Source organism: Mycobacterium conspicuum (assembly GCF_010730195.1).
GTDB lineage: Bacteria > Actinomycetota > Actinomycetes > Mycobacteriales > Mycobacteriaceae > Mycobacterium > Mycobacterium conspicuum.
Genome location: NZ_AP022613.1, coordinates 1,012,712 through 1,034,021, shown reverse-complemented (window position 1 = coordinate 1,034,021; position 21,310 = coordinate 1,012,712). Strand labels below are relative to the sequence as shown.

Here is a 21,310-nt window from a genome sequence, read left to right as displayed (position 1 = left end):
CCCTGCTCGATGTGTAGACGATCACAACTCTACGCACGGGCTAACAACTCGGCGGCTGTCCGCCGGACGTCACCGCGTGCAGCGCGTCCACCGCTTGGCCGAGGGTCTCGACTTTCACCAGCCGCAAGCCGGCCTGGCGATTGGAGGTGGCCTCATAGCAGTTCTTGGCCGGCACCAAGAACACCGTGGCGCCGGCCGACCGGGCGGCGGCCATCTTGTGTCCGATGCCGCCAATGGGTCCCACCTTGCCGTCGACGCTGATCGTGCCGGTGCCCGCGACGAACGTCGATCCCGCCAAGTCACCGGTGGTGAGCTTGTCGACGACCGCCAGGCTGAACATCAATCCCGCCGAGGGCCCGCCCACGTTGGCCAGGTTGAAGTCCACGCTGAACGGCGCCCACGGCGCGTCCAGCACCGCGACGCCCATGTAGCCGTAGTCGCGATCTTTGTTGCTGCCCAACGTGATCTGTGTGGTTCCGGCCGGTTCGTTCTTGCGCCGGTAGTCGATGGTGACCACCTGCCCGGGCTTGGTCTTCTTCAGGTAGTCGGTGAACTGCTCGACGTTGGCCACCGGGTGCCCGTCGACCATGTCCAAGGCGTCACCGGCTTTGAGCTTGCCGACTGACGGACCGGGGTCGTTGACTGTCGCGGCGGTCACGGCCGACGGGTACTTCAAATACCCCAAGGCCGCGTACTCGGCGCTGTCCTCGGAGTTCTTGAAATCGGTGTTATTGGCCTTGTCGACCTCCTCGCGCGACTTCCCCGGCGGGTAGACCAGATCGCGGGGCATCAGCTGTTCCTGGCCGGACAGCCACAGCGTGAGCGCCTCCCCCAACGTCAGATCGTCACGCTGGGACACCGTGGTCATGTTGAGGTGGCCCGATGTGGGATGGGTCTGGGTGCCCTGGATCGCGACCACCTGCTTGCCGTCCACCTCACCCAACGTGTCAAAGGTGGGGCCCGGGCCCAGCGACACAAAGGGCACGGTGACCACCGCGAGCAACACGCCGAAAACCAGGACGGGTGCCAGCGCGACCATCAACGTCAGAATCCGCCTGTTCACGCCGCTAACACTAGACGGACCGGCCCGGCCCGGTTCAGCTGAGAGCGTGACCGAGACCGCGCGATCTGTTCCGCCGGTGGGTACCGTTGACGTTATGGCTGACCCGCCTTTCGGCTTCTCCGATTCGTCTCGGGGAGACGACTCCTCCAAAGACGAGTCGGGCCGCGACAAGCCCGGCAAGAACGATCCGTCCGACCCGCTGGCCGCGTTCGGCATCAGCGGCGACTTCGGCATGGGCGATTTGGGGCAGATCTTCACCCAGCTGGGTCAGATGTTCAGCAACGCGGGCAACGCCATGGCAGGGGGAGTGCCGGGCACACAGTCCGGGCCGATCAACTACGACCTGGCCAAGCGGGTCGCGTCGAATTCCATCGGGTTCGTCGCGCCGATCCCGGCGACCACGCACGCGGCGATCAACGACGCGGTGCACCTCGCCGAGACCTGGCTGGACGGCGCCACCGCCCTGCCGGCGGGCACGCACAAGGCGGAAGGCTGGAGCCCCGACGACTGGGTGAACAACACCATGGCCACCTGGCAGCGGCTGTGCGATCCGATGGCCGAGCAGATCTCCACGGTGTGGGCGGGATCGCTGCCCGAGGAGGCCAAGACCATGGCCGGCCCGCTGCTGTCGATGATGTCGCAGATGGGCGGCATGGCGTTCGGCTCCCAGCTCGGTCAGGCACTGGGCCGGCTGTCCCGCGAGGTGGTGACCTCCACCGACATCGGTCTGCCGTTGGGCCCCAAAGGGGTGGCCGCGATCATGCCCGACGCCCTGGACTCCTTCGCCTCCGGGCTCGAGCAGCCGCGCAGCGAGATCCTGACGTTCCTGGCCGCCCGGGAGGCCGCGCACCACCGGCTGTTCAGTCACGTGCCGTGGCTGTCCAGTCAGCTGCTGGGCGCCGTCGAGGCCTACGCCAAGGGCATGAAGATCGATATGTCGGGGATCGAGGAACTCGCCCGCGACTTCAATCCGGCCTCGCTGTCGGACCCGGCCGCCATCGAGAACCTGCTCGGCCAGGGCGTATTCGAGCCCAAGGCGACGCCGGCGCAGACCCAGGCGCTGGAACGGCTGGAAACGCTGCTCGCGCTGATCGAGGGCTGGGTGCAGGTCGTGGTCACCGCAGCCCTGGGCGAGCGGATTCCGGGCGCGGCCGCGCTGGGCGAGACCCTGCGGCGGCGGAGGGCCAGCGGCGGCCCGGCCGAGCAGACGTTCGCCACGCTGGTCGGCCTGGAGCTGCGGCCCCGCAAGATGCGCGAGGCCGCGGCGCTGTGGGAGCGCCTGACCCAGGCCGCCGGCGCCGACGCGCGCGACGCCATCTGGCAACACCCGGATCTGCTGCCCGCCGCGGACGATCTCGACGATCCGGCCGGCTTCATCGACCGGGTCATCGGCGGCGACACCAGCGGTCTGGACGAGGCGATCGCCCAGCTCGAGCGAGACGGCGACCGGGAAGACCCCGGCCCCGGCGGGCCTGTGGATAACTGATCGGGGCTTCCGCCCCGGCGTGGCACAGTTTCAGCTCATGCCGGGCACCGCGCTTTCCCTCTATGCGCTGGACCCGGCCATGCCGGTGTTGCTGCGGCCCGACGGCGCGGTCCAGGTGGGCTGGGACCCGCGCCGGGCGGTGCTCGTGCGCCCGCCGTCGGGCCTGACGGCGGCCGAGCTGGCCGCGCTGCTGCGGTCGATGCGCTCACCGACGTCGCTCACCGAGCTGCGCCACCAGTCGGTAGCCGACGACGACCTGGCCGACCTCGTCAGGCAGCTGGTGGGCGCCGGGGTCGCGACCCGCGGACGCCGCCAGTCCGGCGGCCGTGCCGCGTCGATCCGGGTGCACGGTCGCGGCCCGCTGTCTGACCTGCTCGTCGACGGATTGCGCGGCTCGGGTGCCCGGGTCACGCAGAGCAGCCAGCCGCACGCCGCGGTCACGTCGGCCGCCGTCGATCTGGTGATCCTGTCCGACTCCCTCGTCGCCGACCCGCGCATGGTCCGCGACCTGCACAGCCAGGGCGTCCCGCATCTCCCGGTCCGGGTGCGTGACGGCATCGGGCTGGTGGGGCCACTCGTCATCCCCGGCGTGACCAGTTGTTTGGCCTGCGCCGATTTGCACCGCAGCGACCGCGACGCCGCGTGGCCGGCCATCGCCGCGCAGCTTCGCGACGCCGTCGGGGTGGCTGACCGCGCCACCATGCTGGCGACGGCGGCGCTGGCGCTCAGCCAGGTGAATCGGGTGATCGCCGCCGTGCGCGGGCAGGAGGCGGTGCCCGATCCCGGGCCGCCGGCGGCGCTGAACGCGACGCTTGAGTTCGATCTCAACGCGGGTTCGATCGTCGCGCGGCCGTGGAGCAGACACCCGTTGTGCTCGTGTTGACGCGATTCACGCTCAAAGGGCGCCGACCGTCATGGACAATAGGCATGTGTCAGAGATCAAACGTGGCCGCGCGGCGCGCAACGCGAAGCTGGCCAGTATCCCGGTCGGCTTCGCCGGCCGGGCGGCGCTCGGGGTCGGCAAACGGCTGGCCGGCAAGTCCAAGGACGAGGTCCAGGCCGAGCTGCTGGAAAAGGCCGCCAATCAGTTGTTCACCGTCCTGGGCGAGCTCAAGGGCGGGGCGATGAAGGTCGGCCAGGCCTTGTCGGTGATGGAGGCCGCGATCCCCGAGCAGTTCGGCGAGCCCTACCGCGAGGCCCTGACCAAGCTGCAGAAGGACGCTCCACCGCTGCCCGCGGCCAAGGTGCACCGGGTGCTCGACGCGCAGCTGGGCACCAAGTGGCGCACCCGGTTCAGCTCCTTCGACGACACCCCGGTGGCCTCGGCCAGCATCGGCCAGGTGCACAAGGCGGTGTGGTCCGACGGTCGCGAGGTCGCGGTCAAGATCCAGTACCCGGGTGCCGACGAGGCGTTGCGGGCCGACCTGAAGACCATGACCCGCATGGTCGGGGTGTTCAAACAGCTCAACCCGGGCGCCGACATCCAAGGCGTGGTCGACGAGCTGATCGAGCGCACCGAGATGGAACTCGACTACCGGCTGGAGGCCGACAACCAGCGCGCCTTCGCCAAGGCGTATCGGGGGCACCCGCACTTCGGCGTGCCACGCATCGTGGCCAGCGCACCGAAGGTGGTGATCCAGGAATGGATCCAGGGCATTCCGCTGGCCGAAATCATTCGCAACGGAACCACCGAACAGCGCGACCTGATGGGCACGCGCCTGCTGGAACTCACCTTCGACGCGCCCAGCCGGCTGGGCCTGATGCACGGCGACGCCCACCCCGGGAACTTCATGCTGCTGCCCGACGGCCGAATGGGCGTCATCGACTTCGGTGCGGTCGCGCCCCTGTCGGACGGCCTGCCGATCGAGCTGGGCACGGCCATCCGGCTGGCCCGCGACAAGGACTATGACCTGCTGATGCCGACCATGGAGAAGGCCGGGTTCATTCAACGCGGCCAACAGGTATCGGTGCGCGAAATCGAGGAGATGCTGCGCCAATACGTCGAACCCATCGAGGTCGAGGTGTTCCACTACACCCGCAAGTGGCTGCAGAAAATGACCGTGGCCCAGATGGGTATCGAACGCTCGATGGCGCAGCTCAAGGCGGCGCGGCAGATGGACCTCCCGCCCAAACTGATCATCCCGATGCGCGTGATCGCGTCGGTGTCGGCGATCCTCTGCCAGCTGGACGCGCACGTGCCGATCAGGCGGCTGATGATCGACCTGGTCCCCGGCTTCGCCGAGCCCGACGTCGCCGCCGTCTAGGCCGCTACCTCTTCTTTCCGGTCCCTACGCGGCCTGCCGCGCGGGCGTTTGTGGCTCACGATCGAGCCGCGGTCGAAGATCTCACCGCCCCACACACCCCACGGCTCGGCGCGCTCCAGCGCGGCCGCCAGGCACTGCCGCCGCACCGGGCAGCTCGCGCAGAGCGCCTTGGCGCGCTCCAGGCCGTCGGGGGTCTCGGCGAACCACAGGTCGGGTTCGCCGAGGTGACATGGCAACTCGGGGACTGTCGGTGCCGACATGTCCGCTTCACCTGCTTCCTGGTCTGGGTGGCTGTCTTTTCGGTGATCCGGACCAGGTCGGGAGGTGTTCTCGGCGGAATTCTTCCCAAAATTATCGCCACGGATCCTGGTGACTTCGGGTCCGTGGCCATCTGATGTGGGGTTACTGCGCTACAGATAACCCCGATCCACGAACGCGTCAGTCGCGGCGGCGGCGGCGTGGTGCTTACCCGCGGCCGCCGGCATAGCGGCGGCGGCATGGGCGGGATGGGCGGCCGCCACCGCTACGTCGAACGCGTTGCGACTAATCATCTGGCCACCCTCCTCTCACACACGGCCGGTAAGAACGCGGTTTCGAGGGTAAATGGTAGCAGCCGCTGCTGACAAACGATTTTCTGACCTGCGCGTTTGGTATTCAGGCGCGGGCGCGGACCAACTCGAGCACGTCGGGACCGTACTGCTCGAGCTTGCGGGCGCCGATGCCCGGGATCGCGATCAGGGCCGCGTCGTCGTTGGGCCGCATCTCGGCGATCGCGATCAAGGTGTTGTCGCTGAACACGATGTAGGCCGGCACGTTCTGTTCTTTCGCGACGCCGGTTCGCCAGTCCTTGAGCTGCAGCAGCAACTCGTCGTCGACGTCGCCGGCGCAGGTTTCGCAGCGCCGCAGCATCACCGCGGCCGGCGTGGTGAGGTTGTTGTTGCAGATCCGGCAGCGCGTCGGCGTGCCCCGGCTGCGACGGGACTTGGCCTGCGTCGGATCGTGGCGGGTCTGCGGCGCGATGCCGTTGAGGAACCGCGACGGCTTGCGGCTCTGCCGCCCGCCGGGGCTGCGCGCCAACGCCCAGCTGAGCGCCAAATGCACTCGGGCCCTGGTGATTCCGACGTAGAGCAGTCGGCGCTCTTCCTCGACGGGTTCACTTTCCGCGCCGTGCGCCAACGCGTGCGAGATGGGCAGCGTGCCGTCGGCGAGGCCGACCAAAAACACCGCGTCCCACTCCAGCCCCTTGGCGGCGTGCAGCGACGCCAGCGTGACGCCCTGCACCACCGGCGGGTGCCGTGAATCGGCCCGGGTGCGCAGCTCGACCACCAGCCCGGGCAGGTCCAGGTGCGGACGCTGGGCGACTTCGTCGTCGACCAGCTGGGCCAGGGCCGTCAGCGCCTCCCAGCGTTCCCGCGCGCGTGTGCCGTCGGGTTCCTCGGCGGTCAGCCCCAGCGGTTCCAGGACGACGCGCACCACCTCGGGCAGTGGTCCTTCAGCCCCGCGCTCGGCGGCACGCTGCAGCGCCAACATCGCCTGCTTGATCTCCTGGCGGTTGAAAAACCCCTCGCCGCCGCGCACCTGGTAGGCGATGCCCGCCTCGGTCAGCGCCTCCTCGTACACCTCGGACTGGGCGTTGACCCGGTAGAGCACCGCGATCTCGGATGGCGGGGTGCCGGATTCGATGAGCCGGGCGATCGCCGCCGCGACCCCGGCGGCCTCGGCGTGTTCGTCGGGATGCTCGTGAAACGACGGGGCGGGACCCGGTTCGCGCTGGCCGACCAGTTGCAGCTTGCTGCCCGCGACCCGGCCCCGCGCCGCGGCGATCACCTGGTTGGCCAACGACACCACCTGCGGGGTGGATCGGTAGTCGCGCTCCAGGCGCACCACCGTGGCGTCCGGGAACCGCCGCGAGAAATCGAGCAAAAAGCGCGGGGAGGCGCCGGTGAACGAGTAGATGGTCTGGTTCGGGTCGCCGACGACGGTCAGGTCATCCCGATCACCCAGCCAGGCCGAGAGCACCCGCTGCTGCAACGGGGTGACGTCCTGGTACTCGTCGACGACGAAACAGCGGTAGCGGTCGCGGAACTCCTCGGCCACGGCGGCGTCGTTTTCGATCGCGGCCGCGGTGTGCAGCAGCAGGTCGTCGAAGTCGAGCAGGGTGATCGATTCGTCGCGAACCTTCAGCGCCTCGTACGCCGCGTAGACGGTCGCGACCTTCTCGGCGTCCAGCGGAATGTCGCGCGCGGCGGCGGCCACGGCGGCCGGGTACTGCTCGGGCCCGATCAGCGAGGCCTTGGCCCACTCGATCTCGCCGGCCAGGTCGCGCACGTCGTCGGTGCTGGTGTTCAGCCTGCAGCGGCTGGCGGCGCGGGCCACGACGGCGAACTTGCTGTCCAGCAACTGCCAGCCGGTGTCGCCGATGACCCGCGGCCAGAAGTACCGCAGCTGGCGGCGCGCCGCGGCGTGAAACGTCAGCGCCTGCACGGAGCCGATGCCCGGACTCGCACCTCCGGCGGCTTCCAGCGCCCGCAGCCGGGAGCGCATCTCACCCGCAGCACGCTGGGTGAATGTCACCGCCAGCACCTGACCCGGGGCGACGTGACCGCTCGCGACGAGCTGAGCAATCCGCGCGGTGATGGTGCGGGTCTTGCCCGTCCCGGCTCCCGCGAGCACGCAGACCGGTCCGCGCGCGGCCAGGACGGCCTCGCGCTGCTCGTCGTCCAGTCCGGCGGTCAGTGCGTCGGCGACCATCGGCATGGGCTCCATCTTGGCAGCGACGGGCGACAAATCTGGTGCAGCGCCACGCGGCGAATCCCCTCCCCCCGCACGGGATGCATTGTCACCGGGCTACGTTATCGAGCTATGACCAATGCTGCCCTCACGATGTACAGCACGCCCTGGTGCGGCTACTGCCATCGCCTCAAGACAGCGCTGAAGGCGAGCGGGATCGCCTACGACGAGGTCGACATCGAACAGGATCCCGCGGCCGCCGAATTCGTCGGCTCGGTGAACGGCGGCAACCACGTGGTGCCGACGGTGAAGTTCGCCGACGGGTCGACGCTGACCAACCCGAGCGCGGCCGAGATCAAGGCGAAGCTGGCCGCGAATTCGGACTAGTTGCTAATTGGCGCGAGCTGTCACGCGCCACAGTTTTTCGCGGCGGCAGGGGTGCAATAGACGCCGCTTGCCGGGCCCGCATTCAGTTGAATGGTCGGCCCAAAAGGCTGCGGAACCAGCCGGGCCGATATCGGCCCGGCGTTACCACCCTGACCGGTGTCGGTGAGGATGTTCCCGTTGGCCGTGTCGCCCCAGACGGAGGTCAACACGAAGGTGGCGACGGATCGGCGCACCGCGGCCGGCGGACAGCCCGGGCAGGCATTGAAATCCGGGTAGGTGAAATGGCCGTTGCCGCCGCCGTCGATGACAAGAGCCTGCTTCATCCCGGCCCACGATCCGACGAACGGTTCGATCCCCGGCAGGTCGGCGTGGGCGGGTGCCGCGAAGGCAACTGCGGCGATGCCCAGCGCTGCGAGCGCAAACTTGTTCATGAACGGCGAGTATTACATTTGTTCACCGGGCGGTCCCTAGCCACCGCGTTTGCGGGTCGGCGCCCGAGCAACCTAGTCGCTGGCGGCCCAGGATTCGATGATCACCCGGGCGATCGAAATCGATCCGGGCAGTAGCAGTTTCGACTCTGAGGCGCTCGACCAATCGCCGGCGTCCAGCGCTTGGCGCACCTCGTCGCGGGTGAACCACGCCGCCTCGGCGATCTCGCCGTCGTTGAACGAGAACGGCTCGTCGGGGTCACCGACGGCGTGGAAGCCGACCATCAGCGAGCGCGGGAACGGCCACGGCTGGCTGCCCAAATAGCGGACATCGCGCACGGTCAGGCCGATCTCTTCGCGGATCTCGCGCGCGACGCAGACCTCGAACGACTCGCCGGCCTCGACGAACCCGGCCAGCAGCGAGAACATCCGCTCGGGCCACACCGCCTGGCGGGCCAGCACCGCGCGGTCGCCGCCGTCATGGACCAGACAGATCACCGCCGGGTCGATGCGCGGGAACTCCTCGTGACCGGTCAGCGGGTTGACGCGGGACCAGCCGGCCCTGGACGCCTTGGTCGCCGAACCGTCCGTCGCGCTAAATCGCGCGCTGTCATGCCAATTCAGCAGCGCGATCGCCGACGACACCAGCTGACTGCTGGTGTCGTCGAAGATCGGGCCGAGGCTGCGCAGGTTGAGCACCTCGGTTTCGACGCCCTCGGGTGCTTCCAGCGCGCCCCGGATACCCCAGACATGCCGGCCGCCCTCGATGCGGCCCAGAAACACCGCGTCCGGCGGCGGCTTGTCGCCCAGCCCGGCCGTGGAGCCGAGCACCACCCTGCCGTTGGCGACCAGCACCTGATTGCGGGAATCGACGCGCAACAGCGCCGCATCCGCCCAACCGGCGATGGCCGCGTCGACGTCGGTGCGCACCTGATCGGCCCGGTCGGCGCCGACGCGCGACAGTAGCGGAACGGACCGCAGCTGGAAGTCCACGCGGTCTAGTGTCCCGCCTGCCGGATGTAGAGCAGCCGGTCGGTGGCCTCGATGGCGTCCACCTCGGGCGCACCGATGCGCAGCAGGTGGCCGTCGCGCACCACACCGAGCACGATGTCGCGCAGATGGCGCGGGGATCCGCCAATCTCGGTCTCCTCCACCTCGCGTTCGGCAATCGCCAGCCCGGCCTGCGGCGTCAGCAGATCCTCGATCATCTCCACGACGCTGGGTGTGGTGGTGGCAATGCCGAGCAGCCGACCGGCGGTCTCCGAGGAGACCACCACCGAATCGGCGCCCGACTGCTTCAGCAGGTGTTGGTTCTCGGCCTCGCGGATCGACGCCACGATCTTGGCCTTGGGGGCAATCTCGCGGGCCGTGAGCGTCACCAAGACCGCGGTGTCGTCGCGGTTGGTGGCGACGATGATCGAGGCCGCGTGCTGCGCGCCGGCCAACCGCAGCACGTCGGACCGGGTGGCGTCGCCGTGCACGGTGACCAGGCCGGCGGTAGCGGCGTGTTCGAGCGCGGTGCGATCGGTGTCGACGACGACGATCTCGCCCTGGGCTTCCTCGTCCGCGAGCCTGGCGGCGACCGCGGTCTTGCCCTTGGTGCCATAGCCGATCACGACGGTGTGGTTGCGCACTCTGCTCCTCCAACGCTGAATCTTCCATGCCTGCCGGGACCGCTCGGACAGCACCTCGAGCGTCGTGCCCACCAACACAGCCAGGAAGGCGATCCGCAGGGGCGTAAAGACCAGGGTGTTGATCAAACGCGCGGCCTCGCTGTAGGGGGTGATGTCGCCGTAGCCGGTCGTCGACAGCGACACCGCCGAGAAGTAGAGGCAGTCCAGGAAGCTGATGTCGGCGCCGCGCACATCGCGGTAGCCGCCTCGGTCCAGGTAGACGAACAGGGTCGCGGCGAACAACACCGCCACGGCGATCACCATTCGGCGGGTGATCACCCGCACGGGGCTGGCGGGGTCTTCCGGGATGCGCAGCACACCGACCAACAGGTGCCCGGGTTTGGCGGTCAGCGTCTGATCGAGACCGCTCAGCAACCTACCCCTGCGCACGGCACCTATGTAACCACGATCTACGTGGGGCCACCGGCGGTGACAGCGAGCAGTGCGGTCAGCTCGGCCGGATCGGGCAGATCCTCCGGGACGACGGTGACGCCGGTGCGCACGTAGTAGAAGGCGGCGCGGATCGACGATACCGGGCATCCGGACAACGCGGCCCACGCCAGCCGATACACGGCGAGTTGGACGGCGGCCTGGCGCAGGGCTTCCGGTCCACGCGGTGGCTCCCCGGTCTTCCAGTCCACCACGGTGGCACCGCCGTCGGGGTCGGCGAACACCGCGTCGATGCGGCCACGCAGCACGGTGTCGGCGATGGGCATTTCGAAGGGCACCTCCACCGCAATGGGGGTGCGGGTCGCCCACTGCGATCGACCGAAGGCCGCCTGCAGCGCGGCCAGTTCCTCGGTGTCGCCGACGTCGGAGTCCGCCGCGCCGGGCAGGTCGCCGAGCTCGAACAGCCGCTCTGCGCCGTAGAACCGCTGAACCCAGGAGTGAAATGCGTTGCCCAGCAAGGCATGTGGGTCGGGTCGGCTCGGCAGCCGATGCATCAGCCGCTGCGCCGCGCCCGCCGGGTCGCGGGCCAGGTCCACCAGCGCGCTGACCGACAGTTGGCTGGGCAGCGCGACCCGGTCGCCGCAAATGGCCGGTTGCGCGGCGCGGGCACGTTCGGCCAACAGCGCATCCACATCGGCGACCCAGCCGTCGACGTCGCCGCCCGACGGGGCGGGGTCGTCCGTGTCGGCCGCCATCGCCCGGGCCACCAGCGCCGCCCCGCGTTCGACGTCGCCGCGGCGCCCCGCCAGCGGATCGGCGGGCCACACCGCTTCGATGGCGCTGTCGCGCAGCGGATTTCGCTCACCGTCGGCGGGCGCGGGCGTCCAGTGTTCCACCACGCCGCACGGATCTCCGGCCGCGGCGGAACGGTCGATCACGTCCTTGATTTCGCACAGGAAATCCGACGGGCCGCGCGGCTTGATCCCGGTGCAACCCCAGTGATGCCCGGACACCAGCAGGGTGTCCTCGGCGCGCGTGATCCCGACGTACAACAGCCGGCGCTCCTCGTCGACGCGCCGCTGATCGAGCTGGCGGCGATGCGCAGAGATCTTGTCCGACAGCTGCTTTCGGTTGGTGACGTCGGAGGTGTCCAGCACCGGTATGCCGAGCGCGCCCGCGCGGGCGCGGTCGCCGCGCAGCAGCGGCGGCAGTTCGGCCGCGTCGGTGAGCCAGCTGCTGCGCGACGCCGTGGACGGGAATACCCCACCGGACAGGTGTGCCACCGCCACCACCTGCCACTCCAGGCCCTTCGCCGCGTGCACGGTAAGGACCTGGACCCGGTCCTTGGCGACCGCCGACTGGGCCGGCGCCAAACCGTTCTCCACCGCCTCGGCCGCGTCCAGGTAGCTCAGCAGGCCGGCAACCGACGGCGCTTCCGATGTGACGCCGGCGCGTTCGGCGTAGTCGGCGACCACATCGGCGAACGCGTCGAGGTGCTCGGCGCCCGTCCAGCCCGCCGAGGCGGCCACCGCGGCCCGCACTTCGCAGTCGATGCCCAGCACGCGCCGCAGCTCGGCGACCAGATCGGGCAGGGAATGACCGAGGTGGCCGCGCAGCGCGTGGAGTTCGCCGGCCAGGGCGCAGATGCGCTGATACCCCGCGGCCGAATACGGGCCGGCCGGGCCGGGGTCGCTGATCGCGTCGGCCAGGCACGCGCTGTCGGTGTCCGGCCCGGCCGCCATGGCGATCGACTCGGGGGTGGGCGCCTCGGGCCGCCCCCCGGCGAGGGCAACCGCGCGGCGCCACAGCGCCGCGATGTCCCGAGCCCCGAGCCGCCATCGCGGACCGGTCAGCACCCGCATCGCGGCCGCGCCGGCCGTCGGGTCGGCGACCAGCCGCAGCATGGCCACCAGCTCGGCGACCTCGGGCACCGAGAGCAGGCCGGCCAGGCCGACGACCTCGACGGGAATTTTCCGCGCGCGCAAGGCATCCGCGATGGGTGCGGCGTCGGCGTTGCGGCGGACCAGGACCGCGGCGGTCGGCGGGCTGACGCCCTCGGCCCGCGCGCGCTGGTACCGCGCGTGCAGGTGGTCGGCGATCCATTCGCGTTCGGCGCGCACGTCGGGAAGCAACGCGCAACGGACGGTGCCGGGCGCGGCGTCCGGGCGCGGGCGCAGCGCCTGCACCGCCACCGACCCCCTATTTCGGAGTCGCGCCTCGGCCGAGACGGCGTTGGCGACGTGCAGCGCCTGCGGCGGGTTGCGCCAGCTGGTCCGCAGCTCGAGAACCGGCGCGGGAGTGCCGTCGGAGCGCGGGAAGTCGGTGCAGAAGCGCGGCAGGTTGGTCGCCGAGGCGCCGCGCCAGCCGTAGATCGACTGGATCGGGTCGCCGACGGCCGTGAGCGCCAGCCCGTCATCGCGGCCGCCCCCGAACAGCGCCGACAGCGCGACCCGCTGGGCGTGCCCGGTGTCCTGGTACTCGTCGAGCAGCACCACCCGATACCGGCCGCGCAGGTCCTGGCCGACCTGCGGGAACTCCGCAGCAAGCCGTGCGGCGCAGGCCATTTGCGCACCGAAGTCCAGCACCTTCGCGGCGCGCATGCGCTCGGCCAGCGCGTCGAGCAGCGGCACCAGCTCGGCGCGTTCGGTCTGGGCCGCCAGCAACCGCACCAGCCATTGGCTGGGGCCGCGCTCGCGCTGATACGGACCGGCCGGCAGCTGGGTGATCAGCCGCTCCAACTCCACATGGGTGTCACGGAGCTGGCAGGTGTCCACCAGGTGCTCGGCGAGCTGACCCCACAGCCGCAGCACCATCGACGTCACCGCGGCGGGTGTCTTGCCGGTGTGCAGCTCGCCGGCGTAGCCGTTGACGACGTCGAAGGCCAGCTGCCACAACTCGGTCTCGCTGAGCAGCCGGGCGTCGGGCTCGACGGGCAGCAGCAGGCCGTAGTCGCGCAGCAGCGAGCCGGCGAACGCGTGATAGGTGCTGACCAGGGGGGTATCGGCCGCGTCGGCCGGTGCGGCGGGGCCGGTCGTGCTCAACCCGATGCCGGACAGCCGCGCCAGCCGGGACCGCACCCGGCGCAGCAGCTGACCCGCGGCCTTGCGGGTGAACGTCAATCCCAGCACCTGGCCCGGTTCGGCGTAGCCGTTGGCGACGAGCCACACCACCCGCGCGGCCATGGTCTCGGTCTTTCCGGCGCCCGCCCCCGCGATGACGACCAGCGGGCCCGGGGGCGCGGCGATGACCGCGCTCTGCTCCTCGGTGGGCGGGAAAAGCCCTAGGGCGCTTGCTAATTCAGCGGGACTGTAGCGCGTCACCGGGCCGTCCCTTCGGCGTGTGCGGGACACGACGGCCGCAACGGGCAGTGCGTGCACCCGTCGTTGCGCCGGGCGAGGAACCGCGGCCCCGCCGTCGCCTCGGCCGCCCGCCGGATGAGATCACGCCATTCTTCAAGCGCGGCGGGTGTCAACGGATCCTGTTGGCGCTCAACGACTCCCGAGGCACCGGTCTTGGCCGGGTAGACCAGGCGGGCACCGCCGGGCTCGGCCCCTTCGACACCCCCGGGCACCAGGCCTTCGGCCACCGCCAGCTGGTACATCGCCAGCTGGGCGTGCTGTTGGGTGTCGTCCTTGCTGGCGGGTGTCTTGCCGGTCTTGACGTCGACGATCACCAGTCGCCCGGCGGCGTCGCGCTCCAGGCGGTCGATGCGACCGCGCAGCCGAACCTCTCCCCCCTCCCCGCGCCGCACCCCCAGCACCCCGTCGACGTCGACCTCGACACCGACCTCGGTCAGTTCGGCGCGGCTCTCGGTTCGCCACTGGACGAAGGCCTGCACCATGGCGCGATAGCGGGCCAGCTCGTTGGCCGAATGCCATTGCGCATCGAAGGGCAGGTGCTGCCACGCCCGCTCCAGCTCGGCCAGCAGCTGCGCGTCGGTCTTGCCCGGTTGGGCGATCAGCGCGTGCAGCACCGAGCCGAGCGCCGAGCGCAGGTCACGGGCGTTGGTTCCGCCGTGCCGTTCGGCCAGCCAGCGCAGCGGACAGTCGGTCAGCGATTGCATGGTCGAGGGCGTCAAGGTGACGACATCCGTTGCGCCGCACAGTGAATCGTCGGTGCTGACCGGGGTGAGCGCGTGCCAGCCGGCCGGGTCGGCGCCCGGCACGCCGGCGCGCGCCAACCGGGCCAGCTGCGTCGCCGCGCGGGCGCGGGCGGCGTCGTCAACCCCGTCGGGGGCGCCGTCGGGCGCGCACACCACGGCGCGCAACCGGCCCACCAGCGCCGCCGCCGAGAGCACTCGGGGCGCGCTGATCGGCGCCAGTGCCTCCGGCTCACCCGCGCCCGTGTCCCACGCGGCGAGCTCGTAGCAGAACGGCGACGGCAGCGCGGCCTCGTCACCCGCGCCGCCGGCGTCGCTGTCGACCGCAGTCACCAGCAGCCGGCGCCGGGCCCGACCCATCGCCGCCACCAACAGCCGGCGTTCCTCCGCCAGCAGGGGCGCCCGCACCGAGGCGTCCTCGCCGACCCCGTCGAGCACGTCGAGCAGACGCTGGGTGCCCAACACGCCGCCGCGCGGAATCGTGTTGGGCCACAACCCGTCCTGCAGGCCGGCGATGACCACCAGGTCCCATTCATGCCCGATCGCCGCGTGCGCGCTGAGCACCCGGACCTGCTGCGCCCCGTCGGCGGGCTCGGCGGTGACCCCGGGCAGCTGCAGCGCCGCGACGTGCTCGACGAGCCCGCGCAACGACGAGCCCGGCGTCCGAGACACGTACTGGTCGGTGACGTCGAACAGCGCGGTCACCGCATCGAGGTCCCTGGTGGCCTGCGCGGCGCCCGGCCCGCCGCGCTCGCTGGCGGCCAGCCAGCGCCGCTGCAAGCCGGACCGCTGCCACGCCGCCCACAGCGTGTAGCGCGGGTCTTGGCCGTCGCGATCACAGCGGGCCGCCGCGTCCAGCACCGCACGCACCCGGCGCAGCGCGCCGGACAGTGGCGCGTCGCCGGAAAGCGCCTCGACCAACAGGTCGCCCAGACCAGCCGGCGCGCCAACGGCCTTGGCGCGCTGAAGCGTTCGACGCAACTGCCGCAGCGAGACCGGGTCGACGCGACCGATGGGCCCGGTCATCAACTCCAGCGCCCGCGCCCCGTCGAGCCCGTCGGCGGTCGCGGCCAGAACCGTGAGCAGCGCGCGCGCCGCGGGCTCCTCGGACAGCGGGGCCCCGAACGCGGGCGGGGCCACCGGCACCCCGGCGGCGGCCAGGGCACGCGGCAACCGCGAGCCGGCCCGCGCCACCGATCGGACGATCACCGCCATCTGCGACCACGGCACCCCGTCGATCAGGTGCGCGCGCCGCAACGCGTCGGCGATCATCGCGGCCTCGGCGTGCGCCGAGGCCGCCAGCCGCACGGTGACCGACCCCTGCGCACTGCCGGTGCCGTCGATGTGCCTGCCGCCGCTGCCGCCGGACAATCGGCGCGCCACGCCGCTCACGGCGCGCGCGACGGCCGGCGCGCAGCGATGCGACACCGTCAAGGTGACCGCCGGGCCGTCCTCGGTGAGCAGCCCGGCGGGCTCGCCGCCGCGGAAACCGAACACCGCCTGGTTGGGGTCGCCGGCCACGAGGGTCAGTTCGGTGCCCGCGGCCAGCACCCGAATCAGGTCGGCGGCCTGCGGGTCGAGTTGCTGGGCGTCGTCGATCAGCAAGACACGGACCCTGGCCCGTTCGGCCGCCAGCAGCTCGGAATCGACCGCGAACGCCTCCAACGCGGCACCGACCAGCTCGGAGGCGCCCAGCGCCGGCGCCGTCGCCTGCGGCGCCGCCATCCCGACCGCGGCCCGCAGCAGCAGCACCTGCTCGTATTGCCGCGCGAATTGGCCCGCGGCGGTCCACTCCGGCCGCCCGCACCGCCGGCCCAGCCGTTCCAGCGCCGCGGGGTCGACGCCGCGTTCGGAGCAGCGCGCCAACAGGTTGCGCAGCTCGGTGGCGAAGCCGGCGGTGCTCAGGGCGGGCCGCAGCTGCTCCGGCCAGGCGGTGGCCGCGCGTGGTCCGTCTTCGACGTCGCCGGCCAGCAGTTCCCGGATGATGGCGTCCTGCTCGGCGCTGGTGACCAGCCGCGGCGGCGGGTCACCGGCGCGCTCGGCGGCCCGCCGCAACACCGCGTACGCGTAGCTGTGCACGGTGCGGACCAACGGCTCGCGCACCGCGGCACCCAAGGGACCCTGGCCGGCGGCGTCGGCGCGCGCACGCAGCAGCGCCGTCGTCAGAATGCTGCGCGCCCGCATCCCGAGCCGGCCCGAACCGGTAAGCAGCAGAACTGATTCCGGATCCACACCGCCGGCGATGCGGCTGACCGCGGCGTCGACCAGCAGGCTGCTCTTCCCGGTGCCCGGGCCGCCCAGGACACGCACCCGGCCGCGGGTGCCGGCGTGCAGCACGGCGCCCGCCTCGGCTCCCCAGTGCAATGTCATATCGGCATGACAGCACGGGGGTCCGACAAGTCGGGCCGGCCTGGCATCATCGACGCGTGACCGCCGAACTTCACGTGCACCGCTACGGCCCCGCGGGCCCGGTGCGCATGCTGGCCATCCACGGGCTGACCGGTTACGGGGGACGCTGGCAACATCTGGCCGCCGAACTGCCCGAAATCTCCGTCGCCGCACCCGATCTGCTCGGTCACGGCAGCTCGTCGTGGGCGGCGCCGTGGACGCTTGACGCCAACGTGTCGGCGTTCGCCCGCCTGCTCGATGACCAGGCTGACACACCGGTGTTGGTGGTCGGGCACTCGTTCGGGGGTGCCATCGCGTTGGCGCTGGCCGCGGCCCGCCCGGACAAGGTCGCCGCGCTGCTGCTACTCGACCCGGCGATCGGCCTGGATGGCGCCTGGATGAGCCAGATCGCCGAGGCGATGTTCCACCACCCCGACTACACGGACCCGGCCGAAGCGCGCACCGAGAAGCTGACGGGCTCCTGGTCGGACGTGGACCCCGCGCTGCTCGACGCCGAACTCGGCGAGCACCTGGTGCGGCTGCCCAACGGGCGCTACGGCTGGCGGGTCAGCATGCCGGCGATGATGTCGTACTGGAGCGAGCTGGCCCGCGATTTCGTGCTGCCGCCCACGGGAACGACGACGACGCTGGTGCGGGCCAAGTGGACGTCGCCGCCGTACGTCACCGATCGGCTGATCGATGCGCTGCAGCAACGATTGGGGCCCGACTTTCGGCTGCTGGATTTCGAGTGCAATCACATGGTGCCCAACGCCAAACCCGGCGAAGTCGCCGCGCTGATCCGCGAGCATCTCCCGGGGCGCTGACCATGGCGGCCGTGACGGACGAGCAGGTCGAACGGGTGCGCTCGCTGGTCGCGGCCATTCCGCCGGGCCGGGTGGCCACCTACGGCGACATCGCCGCTGTCGCGGGGCTTTCCAGCCCGCGCATCGTCGGCTGGATCATGCGAACCGACTCCTCGGATCTGCCGTGGCATCGGGTGATCACGGCGTCCGGGCGACCGGCGCGCCATCTGGTGACCCGGCAGCTCGAATTGCTGCGCGCCGAAGGGGTTCTCAGCGCCGACGGGCGGATCGCGCTGGCCGAGGTTCGGTACGAGTTCCCGCGCCGAATCTAGAGCACCAACCGGACCAGGGCCGCGGTGCGGGCCAGACCCGGAAACGCCTCGGCGGTGGACCGCGGGTGCAACGCGTGCACCGCCAGCCGGAACATCAACGCGCGCAACAACATCTGTGGCCACTCGGGCAAGGCGTTCCAGCGCTCGATGAGCCCGTCGTCGGCCTCGCCCCAGGACAGCGCGTCGACGACGACCACACCCGCCGCCCAGGATGCGGGCCGCCAGTAGGGCGTGATGTCGGTGATGCCCGGCGCGGCGGTGCCCACGAAAAGCACTGTGCCGTAAAGGTCTCCGTGCACCAGTTGATTGGGGCTGCGGGTTGGCTTGCGCAGCGTTGCCAACTGGTTGATCAGATCGACCGACCGCTCGCCGTCGGCGGTCGGCGGCGCCGTCCGCGCACCCGGCGGCACCGAGGCCAGCGGCCGCTCCTCCCACGCGGCACGGTCGGCCGCGATGAAGATGTCGACGTCGGCCCAGGGCGCCGTGGGCCCCTGCGTCAGGAAGCGGGGGCGCTCCAATTTGCCGGTGGCCTCGTGCAGTCGCACCGCCGCCGAGACGACCTCGTCGTGCCTGGGCTCCGGGGTGCCGGCGACGAATGTGTCTGCGCGCCATCCGGAAACCACGTAGCGCCCGTCCGTCGAGCGGACCGGCCGGGCCAGGCGAACCCCGTCGACGAACAACGTTTCGCGCACCCGGGCCGACCAGGCGGCCCGGGCATGGTCGGCGACGATCGACAACACGACCTCACCGCATCGCCAGCCGCCCTCCCAGCCGACACCCAGAAGAACGGGTTTCACGCCGGTCAAGCCGAACGCCGCCAGCACATGCTCGGGCGGTGGCTCCACTGTCACATGGGCCAGACTAATAGAGCCTGGTCGTGGCGATCGCGAGCGCGGCGAAGCCGGGCGTGGCGGGTCGCCACGAGACAGGTTCGGAGCACCGGGTTAGTACATCACCATGTCGGGCTGCATTTGTTTGGCCCAGGCCACGATGCCGCCCTGCAGGTGGACCGCATCGGAGAAACCCGCCTTGCGCACCACGGCGAGCGCCGCGGCGGAACGCACCCCCGTCTTGCAGTACAGCACCGCCATCCGGTCGTGCGGCAGCTGCGCCAGGCCCTCACCCGAGTCGATCAGCGACTGCGGGATCAGCTGGGCGCCGTCGAGGTGCACGATGTCCCATTCCGCCGGCTCCCGCACGTCGATGAGGGCCAGCTTTCTGCCCGAATCCAGCAACTCGCGCAGCTCGCGCGGGGTGATCGCCGACGCCGGCGGGGCCGCCTCGGCATCCTCCGGCGGTGCCCCGAAAAACTGCTCGTAGTCGACGAGTTCGGTGATCTTCGGCCTGGACTGCTCCGACGGGTCCCGGCGGATCGTGATGGTGCGATAGCTCATCTGCAGCGCGTCATAGATCAGCAACCGGCCCAGCAGCGATTCGCCGATCCCGGTGATCAGCTTGATCGCCTCGGTGCCCATCACCGAGGCGATGGACGCGCAGACGATGCCCAGCACGCCGCCTTCGGCGCAGGACGGCACCAGGCCGGGCGGCGGCGGTTCGGGGTACAGGTCGCGGTAGTTCAGGCCCCGCTCGTTGCCGGCCTCGTCGGACGGCGCGTCCTCCCAGAACACGGACGCCTGGCCCTCGAAGCGGTAGATCGACCCCCACACGTACGGCCTGCCGGCCAGCACCGCGGCGTCGTTGACCAGGTAGCGGGTGGCAAAGTTGTCGGCGCCGTCGATGATCAGGTCGTATTGGCTGAACAGGTCGACGGCATTGCCCGCATCCAGCCGGCACTCATGCACCCGCACGTCGACCAGCGGGTTGATCGCCAGCATCGACTCGCGCGCCGACTGCACCTTGGGCCGCCCGACGTCGGCCACGCGGTGGATGATCTGACGCTGCAGGTTCGACTCGTCGACGACGTCGAAATCGATGATGCCGATCGTGCCGACGCCGGCCGCGGCCAGGTAGAGCAGCGTCGGCGCGCCGAGTCCGCCCGCCCCGATCACCAGCACGCGCGCGTTTTTGAGCCGCTTCTGCCCGTCCACACCGAGGCCGGGAATGATGAGGTGGCGGCTGTAGCGCGCCACCTCGTCGCGGCTCAGCTCGGCTGCGGGCTCGACGAGGGGCGGTAGCGAGGTCAAGGCACCAACACCGCTAGGCGATCGGGTACGGCCAGGGATTGAACCGGCAGGTCTTGCCGTCCGGCTTGACAAATTCGGGGTCGAACTTGGCACCGTCGTCATCGGACGTCGAGAAGGTCTGCTGCATCATGACCGGGGCCAGGCCGCCCTGCTTGTCGCACGGCTCGTGGCGCACATAGCCGATCGCGTGGCCGACCTCGTGGTTGATCACGTACTGGCGGTAGGACCCGATGTCGCCCTCGAACGGGACCGCGCCACGCACCCAGCGCGCCTCGTTGATGAAGACCCGGGCTTGCCGGTCCGGCCCGTACACCGGGTTGTAGCAGGACGTCTCGAGGCGGAATTCGTAGCCGCATCCCTCGCGCACCGTCACCGGCGACACCAGCGAAATCCGGAAGTCGGGCTTGGCCGGGCCAGTTCCGTCGAGGCGGACGAAGGCGAACTGCGGGTTGTGGGTCCAGCCTTTCGGGTTGGCCAGCGTCTGGTCCACCATCTGGGCGAACGCGTCGTCGCCGCCGAACATCGTGGGATCCAGACCGTTTTCGATCTCGACGGTGTACTTGAACACCTTGGCGGTGCCCTGACCGACCTGTGGCGTGGTGCCCGGAACGACGCGCCAGGTCTTGGTGCCGGCCTCGGTGAAGGGGCCGCCCGCCGGCAGCGTCCCGGCCGGCAGGTTGTCGTCGAAGGCGGCGAGCCCGCGCGGTGGTGCGTCCAGGATCGACGTGCCCACCACCCCGATGGCCGGCGGGCCTTGGATCGCCTCACTCGCGGCCGGCTTGACCGTGCTGGTCCCGGTCACCGTCTGGTACATCACCACCACGGTGAGCGTCGCCAGGACCGGCAGCGCATACGCCCGCCAGCCGTACGTGGACACGAACCGGCCCAGCCACGTCTGTTTACGCCAGTGGCGCCGCTCACGGTCGGCGCGGGCGCGTCCCGCGCTCTCGGCGAGAGGGTCGCGCTGAGCCCGCAGCGGCTCCCGCCACTCGTCGTGTAGCACCGGAACTCGACCGGTGCTGCGCACAGGCCGCGGGGAAGTCACTTTTCCAGGATTGCACAGCCGGCAGCCGGTGGGACTCCTGGCGCGCCCGGCGACACCGCCGGACTCCCGGTTCAGCCA

18 protein-coding genes are annotated in these 21,310 nt (G+C 70.8%); 6 read left to right on the top strand and 12 right to left on the bottom strand.

The window, feature by feature from the left end:
* Positions 1-40 precede the first annotated feature (40 nt).
* Positions 41-1,063, bottom strand: a complete 1,023-nt coding sequence (locus G6N66_RS04935; protein ID WP_085231380.1) for a YlbL family protein — start codon at positions 1,061-1,063, stop codon at positions 41-43.
* A 76-nt stretch (positions 1,064-1,139) separates the two neighbouring features.
* Here G6N66_RS04935 and G6N66_RS04930 point away from each other — a divergent pair, with 76 nt between their 5' ends.
* The 3 genes from G6N66_RS04930 to G6N66_RS04920 are packed head-to-tail and all read left to right on the top strand — an operon-like array spanning position 1,140 to position 4,813.
* Positions 1,140-2,549, top strand: a complete 1,410-nt coding sequence (locus G6N66_RS04930) for a zinc-dependent metalloprotease (protein ID WP_163645947.1) — start codon at positions 1,140-1,142, stop codon at positions 2,547-2,549.
* Positions 2,550-2,586: 37 nt separating this feature from the next.
* Positions 2,587-3,432, top strand: a complete 846-nt coding sequence (locus G6N66_RS04925) for a cyclodehydratase (protein ID WP_085231554.1) — start codon at positions 2,587-2,589, stop codon at positions 3,430-3,432.
* A gap of 31 nt (positions 3,433-3,463) precedes the next feature.
* Complete coding sequence (locus G6N66_RS04920) at positions 3,464-4,813, top strand: macrolide-binding ATPase MABP-1 (protein WP_085231382.1); 1,350 nt, start codon at positions 3,464-3,466, stop codon at positions 4,811-4,813.
* On the opposite strand, the gene G6N66_RS04915 is transcribed toward G6N66_RS04920, so the two are convergent.
* The 3 genes from G6N66_RS04915 to G6N66_RS04905 all read right to left on the bottom strand — a co-directional run bounded on the left by G6N66_RS04915 (position 4,810) and on the right by G6N66_RS04905 (position 7,570).
* The gene (locus tag G6N66_RS04915; RefSeq protein ID WP_085231383.1) at positions 4,810-5,073 is read right to left on the bottom strand and encodes a WhiB family transcriptional regulator; all 264 of its coding nucleotides are present in this window, start codon (positions 5,071-5,073) and stop codon (positions 4,810-4,812) included. The two genes, G6N66_RS04920 and G6N66_RS04915, sit on opposite strands and share 4 nt — an antisense overlap.
* Before the next feature lie 150 nt (positions 5,074-5,223).
* Positions 5,224-5,364 carry a hypothetical protein gene (locus G6N66_RS04910; RefSeq protein WP_163645781.1) on the bottom strand — a complete coding sequence of 47 codons (141 nt, stop codon included), beginning with the start codon at positions 5,362-5,364 and terminating at the stop codon, positions 5,224-5,226.
* Between the two features lie 103 nt (positions 5,365-5,467).
* On the bottom strand, positions 5,468-7,570 hold the full coding sequence (locus tag G6N66_RS04905; RefSeq protein WP_163645780.1) for an ATP-dependent DNA helicase UvrD2: 2,103 nt from the start codon (positions 7,568-7,570) through the stop codon (positions 5,468-5,470).
* Between the two features lie 105 nt (positions 7,571-7,675).
* Between G6N66_RS04905 and mrx1 the strand changes: the two genes are divergently transcribed.
* On the top strand, positions 7,676-7,930 hold the full coding sequence (gene mrx1, locus G6N66_RS04900; protein ID WP_085231385.1) for a mycoredoxin Mrx1: 255 nt from the start codon (positions 7,676-7,678) through the stop codon (positions 7,928-7,930).
* Between the two features lie 20 nt (positions 7,931-7,950).
* Here mrx1 and G6N66_RS04895 read toward each other — a convergent pair whose 3' ends face one another.
* From G6N66_RS04895 to G6N66_RS04875, 5 genes are all read right to left on the bottom strand, one after another.
* Positions 7,951-8,361 (bottom strand): hypothetical protein, encoded by a 411-nt coding sequence (locus G6N66_RS04895; protein ID WP_085231386.1) that lies wholly within the window; start codon positions 8,359-8,361, stop codon positions 7,951-7,953.
* A 72-nt stretch (positions 8,362-8,433) separates the two neighbouring features.
* A complete protein-coding gene (gene nudC / locus G6N66_RS04890) occupies positions 8,434-9,351 on the bottom strand; it encodes an NAD(+) diphosphatase (protein ID WP_085231387.1) in 918 nt (305 codons plus the stop codon).
* Between the two features lie 5 nt (positions 9,352-9,356).
* Positions 9,357-10,421, bottom strand: a complete 1,065-nt coding sequence (locus G6N66_RS04885) for a potassium channel family protein (protein ID WP_085231388.1) — start codon at positions 10,419-10,421, stop codon at positions 9,357-9,359.
* Positions 10,422-10,441: 20 nt separating this feature from the next.
* Positions 10,442-13,741, bottom strand: coding sequence for an ATP-dependent helicase (locus tag G6N66_RS04880; protein ID WP_179968252.1), 3,300 nt, complete (start codon positions 13,739-13,741; stop codon positions 10,442-10,444).
* Positions 13,738-16,890: an ATP-dependent helicase gene (locus G6N66_RS04875; protein ID WP_163645779.1), complete on the bottom strand. Its 3,153-nt coding sequence runs from the start codon at positions 16,888-16,890 to the stop codon at positions 13,738-13,740. The genes G6N66_RS04880 and G6N66_RS04875 overlap by 4 nt, the downstream gene beginning before the upstream one ends.
* 56 nt (positions 16,891-16,946) lie before the next feature.
* Here G6N66_RS04875 and G6N66_RS04870 point away from each other — a divergent pair, with 56 nt between their 5' ends.
* A complete protein-coding gene (locus G6N66_RS04870) occupies positions 16,947-17,732 on the top strand; it encodes an alpha/beta fold hydrolase (protein WP_085231391.1) in 786 nt (261 codons plus the stop codon).
* A gap of 2 nt (positions 17,733-17,734) precedes the next feature.
* Positions 17,735-18,043: an MGMT family protein gene (locus G6N66_RS04865; RefSeq protein WP_085231392.1), complete on the top strand. Its 309-nt coding sequence runs from the start codon at positions 17,735-17,737 to the stop codon at positions 18,041-18,043.
* Here G6N66_RS04865 and G6N66_RS04860 read toward each other — a convergent pair.
* The 3 genes from G6N66_RS04860 to G6N66_RS04850 form a co-directional block, all read right to left on the bottom strand.
* A complete protein-coding gene (locus G6N66_RS04860) occupies positions 18,040-18,894 on the bottom strand; it encodes a TIGR02569 family protein (protein WP_085231393.1) in 855 nt (284 codons plus the stop codon). The two genes, G6N66_RS04865 and G6N66_RS04860, sit on opposite strands and share 4 nt — an antisense overlap.
* Positions 18,895-18,987: 93 nt before the next feature.
* A complete protein-coding gene (moeZ, locus tag G6N66_RS04855) occupies positions 18,988-20,187 on the bottom strand; it encodes an adenylyltransferase/sulfurtransferase MoeZ (RefSeq protein ID WP_232079207.1) in 1,200 nt (399 codons plus the stop codon).
* A gap of 13 nt (positions 20,188-20,200) precedes the next feature.
* The gene (locus tag G6N66_RS04850; RefSeq protein ID WP_085231395.1) at positions 20,201-21,232 is read right to left on the bottom strand and encodes a DUF3152 domain-containing protein; all 1,032 of its coding nucleotides are present in this window, start codon (positions 21,230-21,232) and stop codon (positions 20,201-20,203) included.
* Positions 21,233-21,310 lie beyond the last annotated feature (78 nt).

Coding starts and splice junctions, on each gene's coding strand:
- G6N66_RS04910 (WP_163645781.1), bottom strand. CDS start 5,364: ATGATTAGTCGCAACGCGTTCGACGTAGCGGTGGCGGCCGCCCATCCC.
- mrx1 (WP_085231385.1), top strand. CDS start 7,676: ATGACCAATGCTGCCCTCACGATGTACAGCACGCCCTGGTGCGGCTAC.
- G6N66_RS04925 (WP_085231554.1), top strand. CDS start 2,587: ATGCCGGGCACCGCGCTTTCCCTCTATGCGCTGGACCCGGCCATGCCG.
- G6N66_RS04875 (WP_163645779.1), bottom strand. CDS start 16,890: ATGACATTGCACTGGGGAGCCGAGGCGGGCGCCGTGCTGCACGCCGGC.
- G6N66_RS04920 (WP_085231382.1), top strand. CDS start 3,464: ATGGACAATAGGCATGTGTCAGAGATCAAACGTGGCCGCGCGGCGCGC.
- G6N66_RS04865 (WP_085231392.1), top strand. CDS start 17,735: ATGGCGGCCGTGACGGACGAGCAGGTCGAACGGGTGCGCTCGCTGGTC.
- G6N66_RS04905 (WP_163645780.1), bottom strand. CDS start 7,570: ATGCCGATGGTCGCCGACGCACTGACCGCCGGACTGGACGACGAGCAG.
- G6N66_RS04915 (WP_085231383.1), bottom strand. CDS start 5,073: ATGTCGGCACCGACAGTCCCCGAGTTGCCATGTCACCTCGGCGAACCC.
- G6N66_RS04895 (WP_085231386.1), bottom strand. CDS start 8,361: ATGAACAAGTTTGCGCTCGCAGCGCTGGGCATCGCCGCAGTTGCCTTC.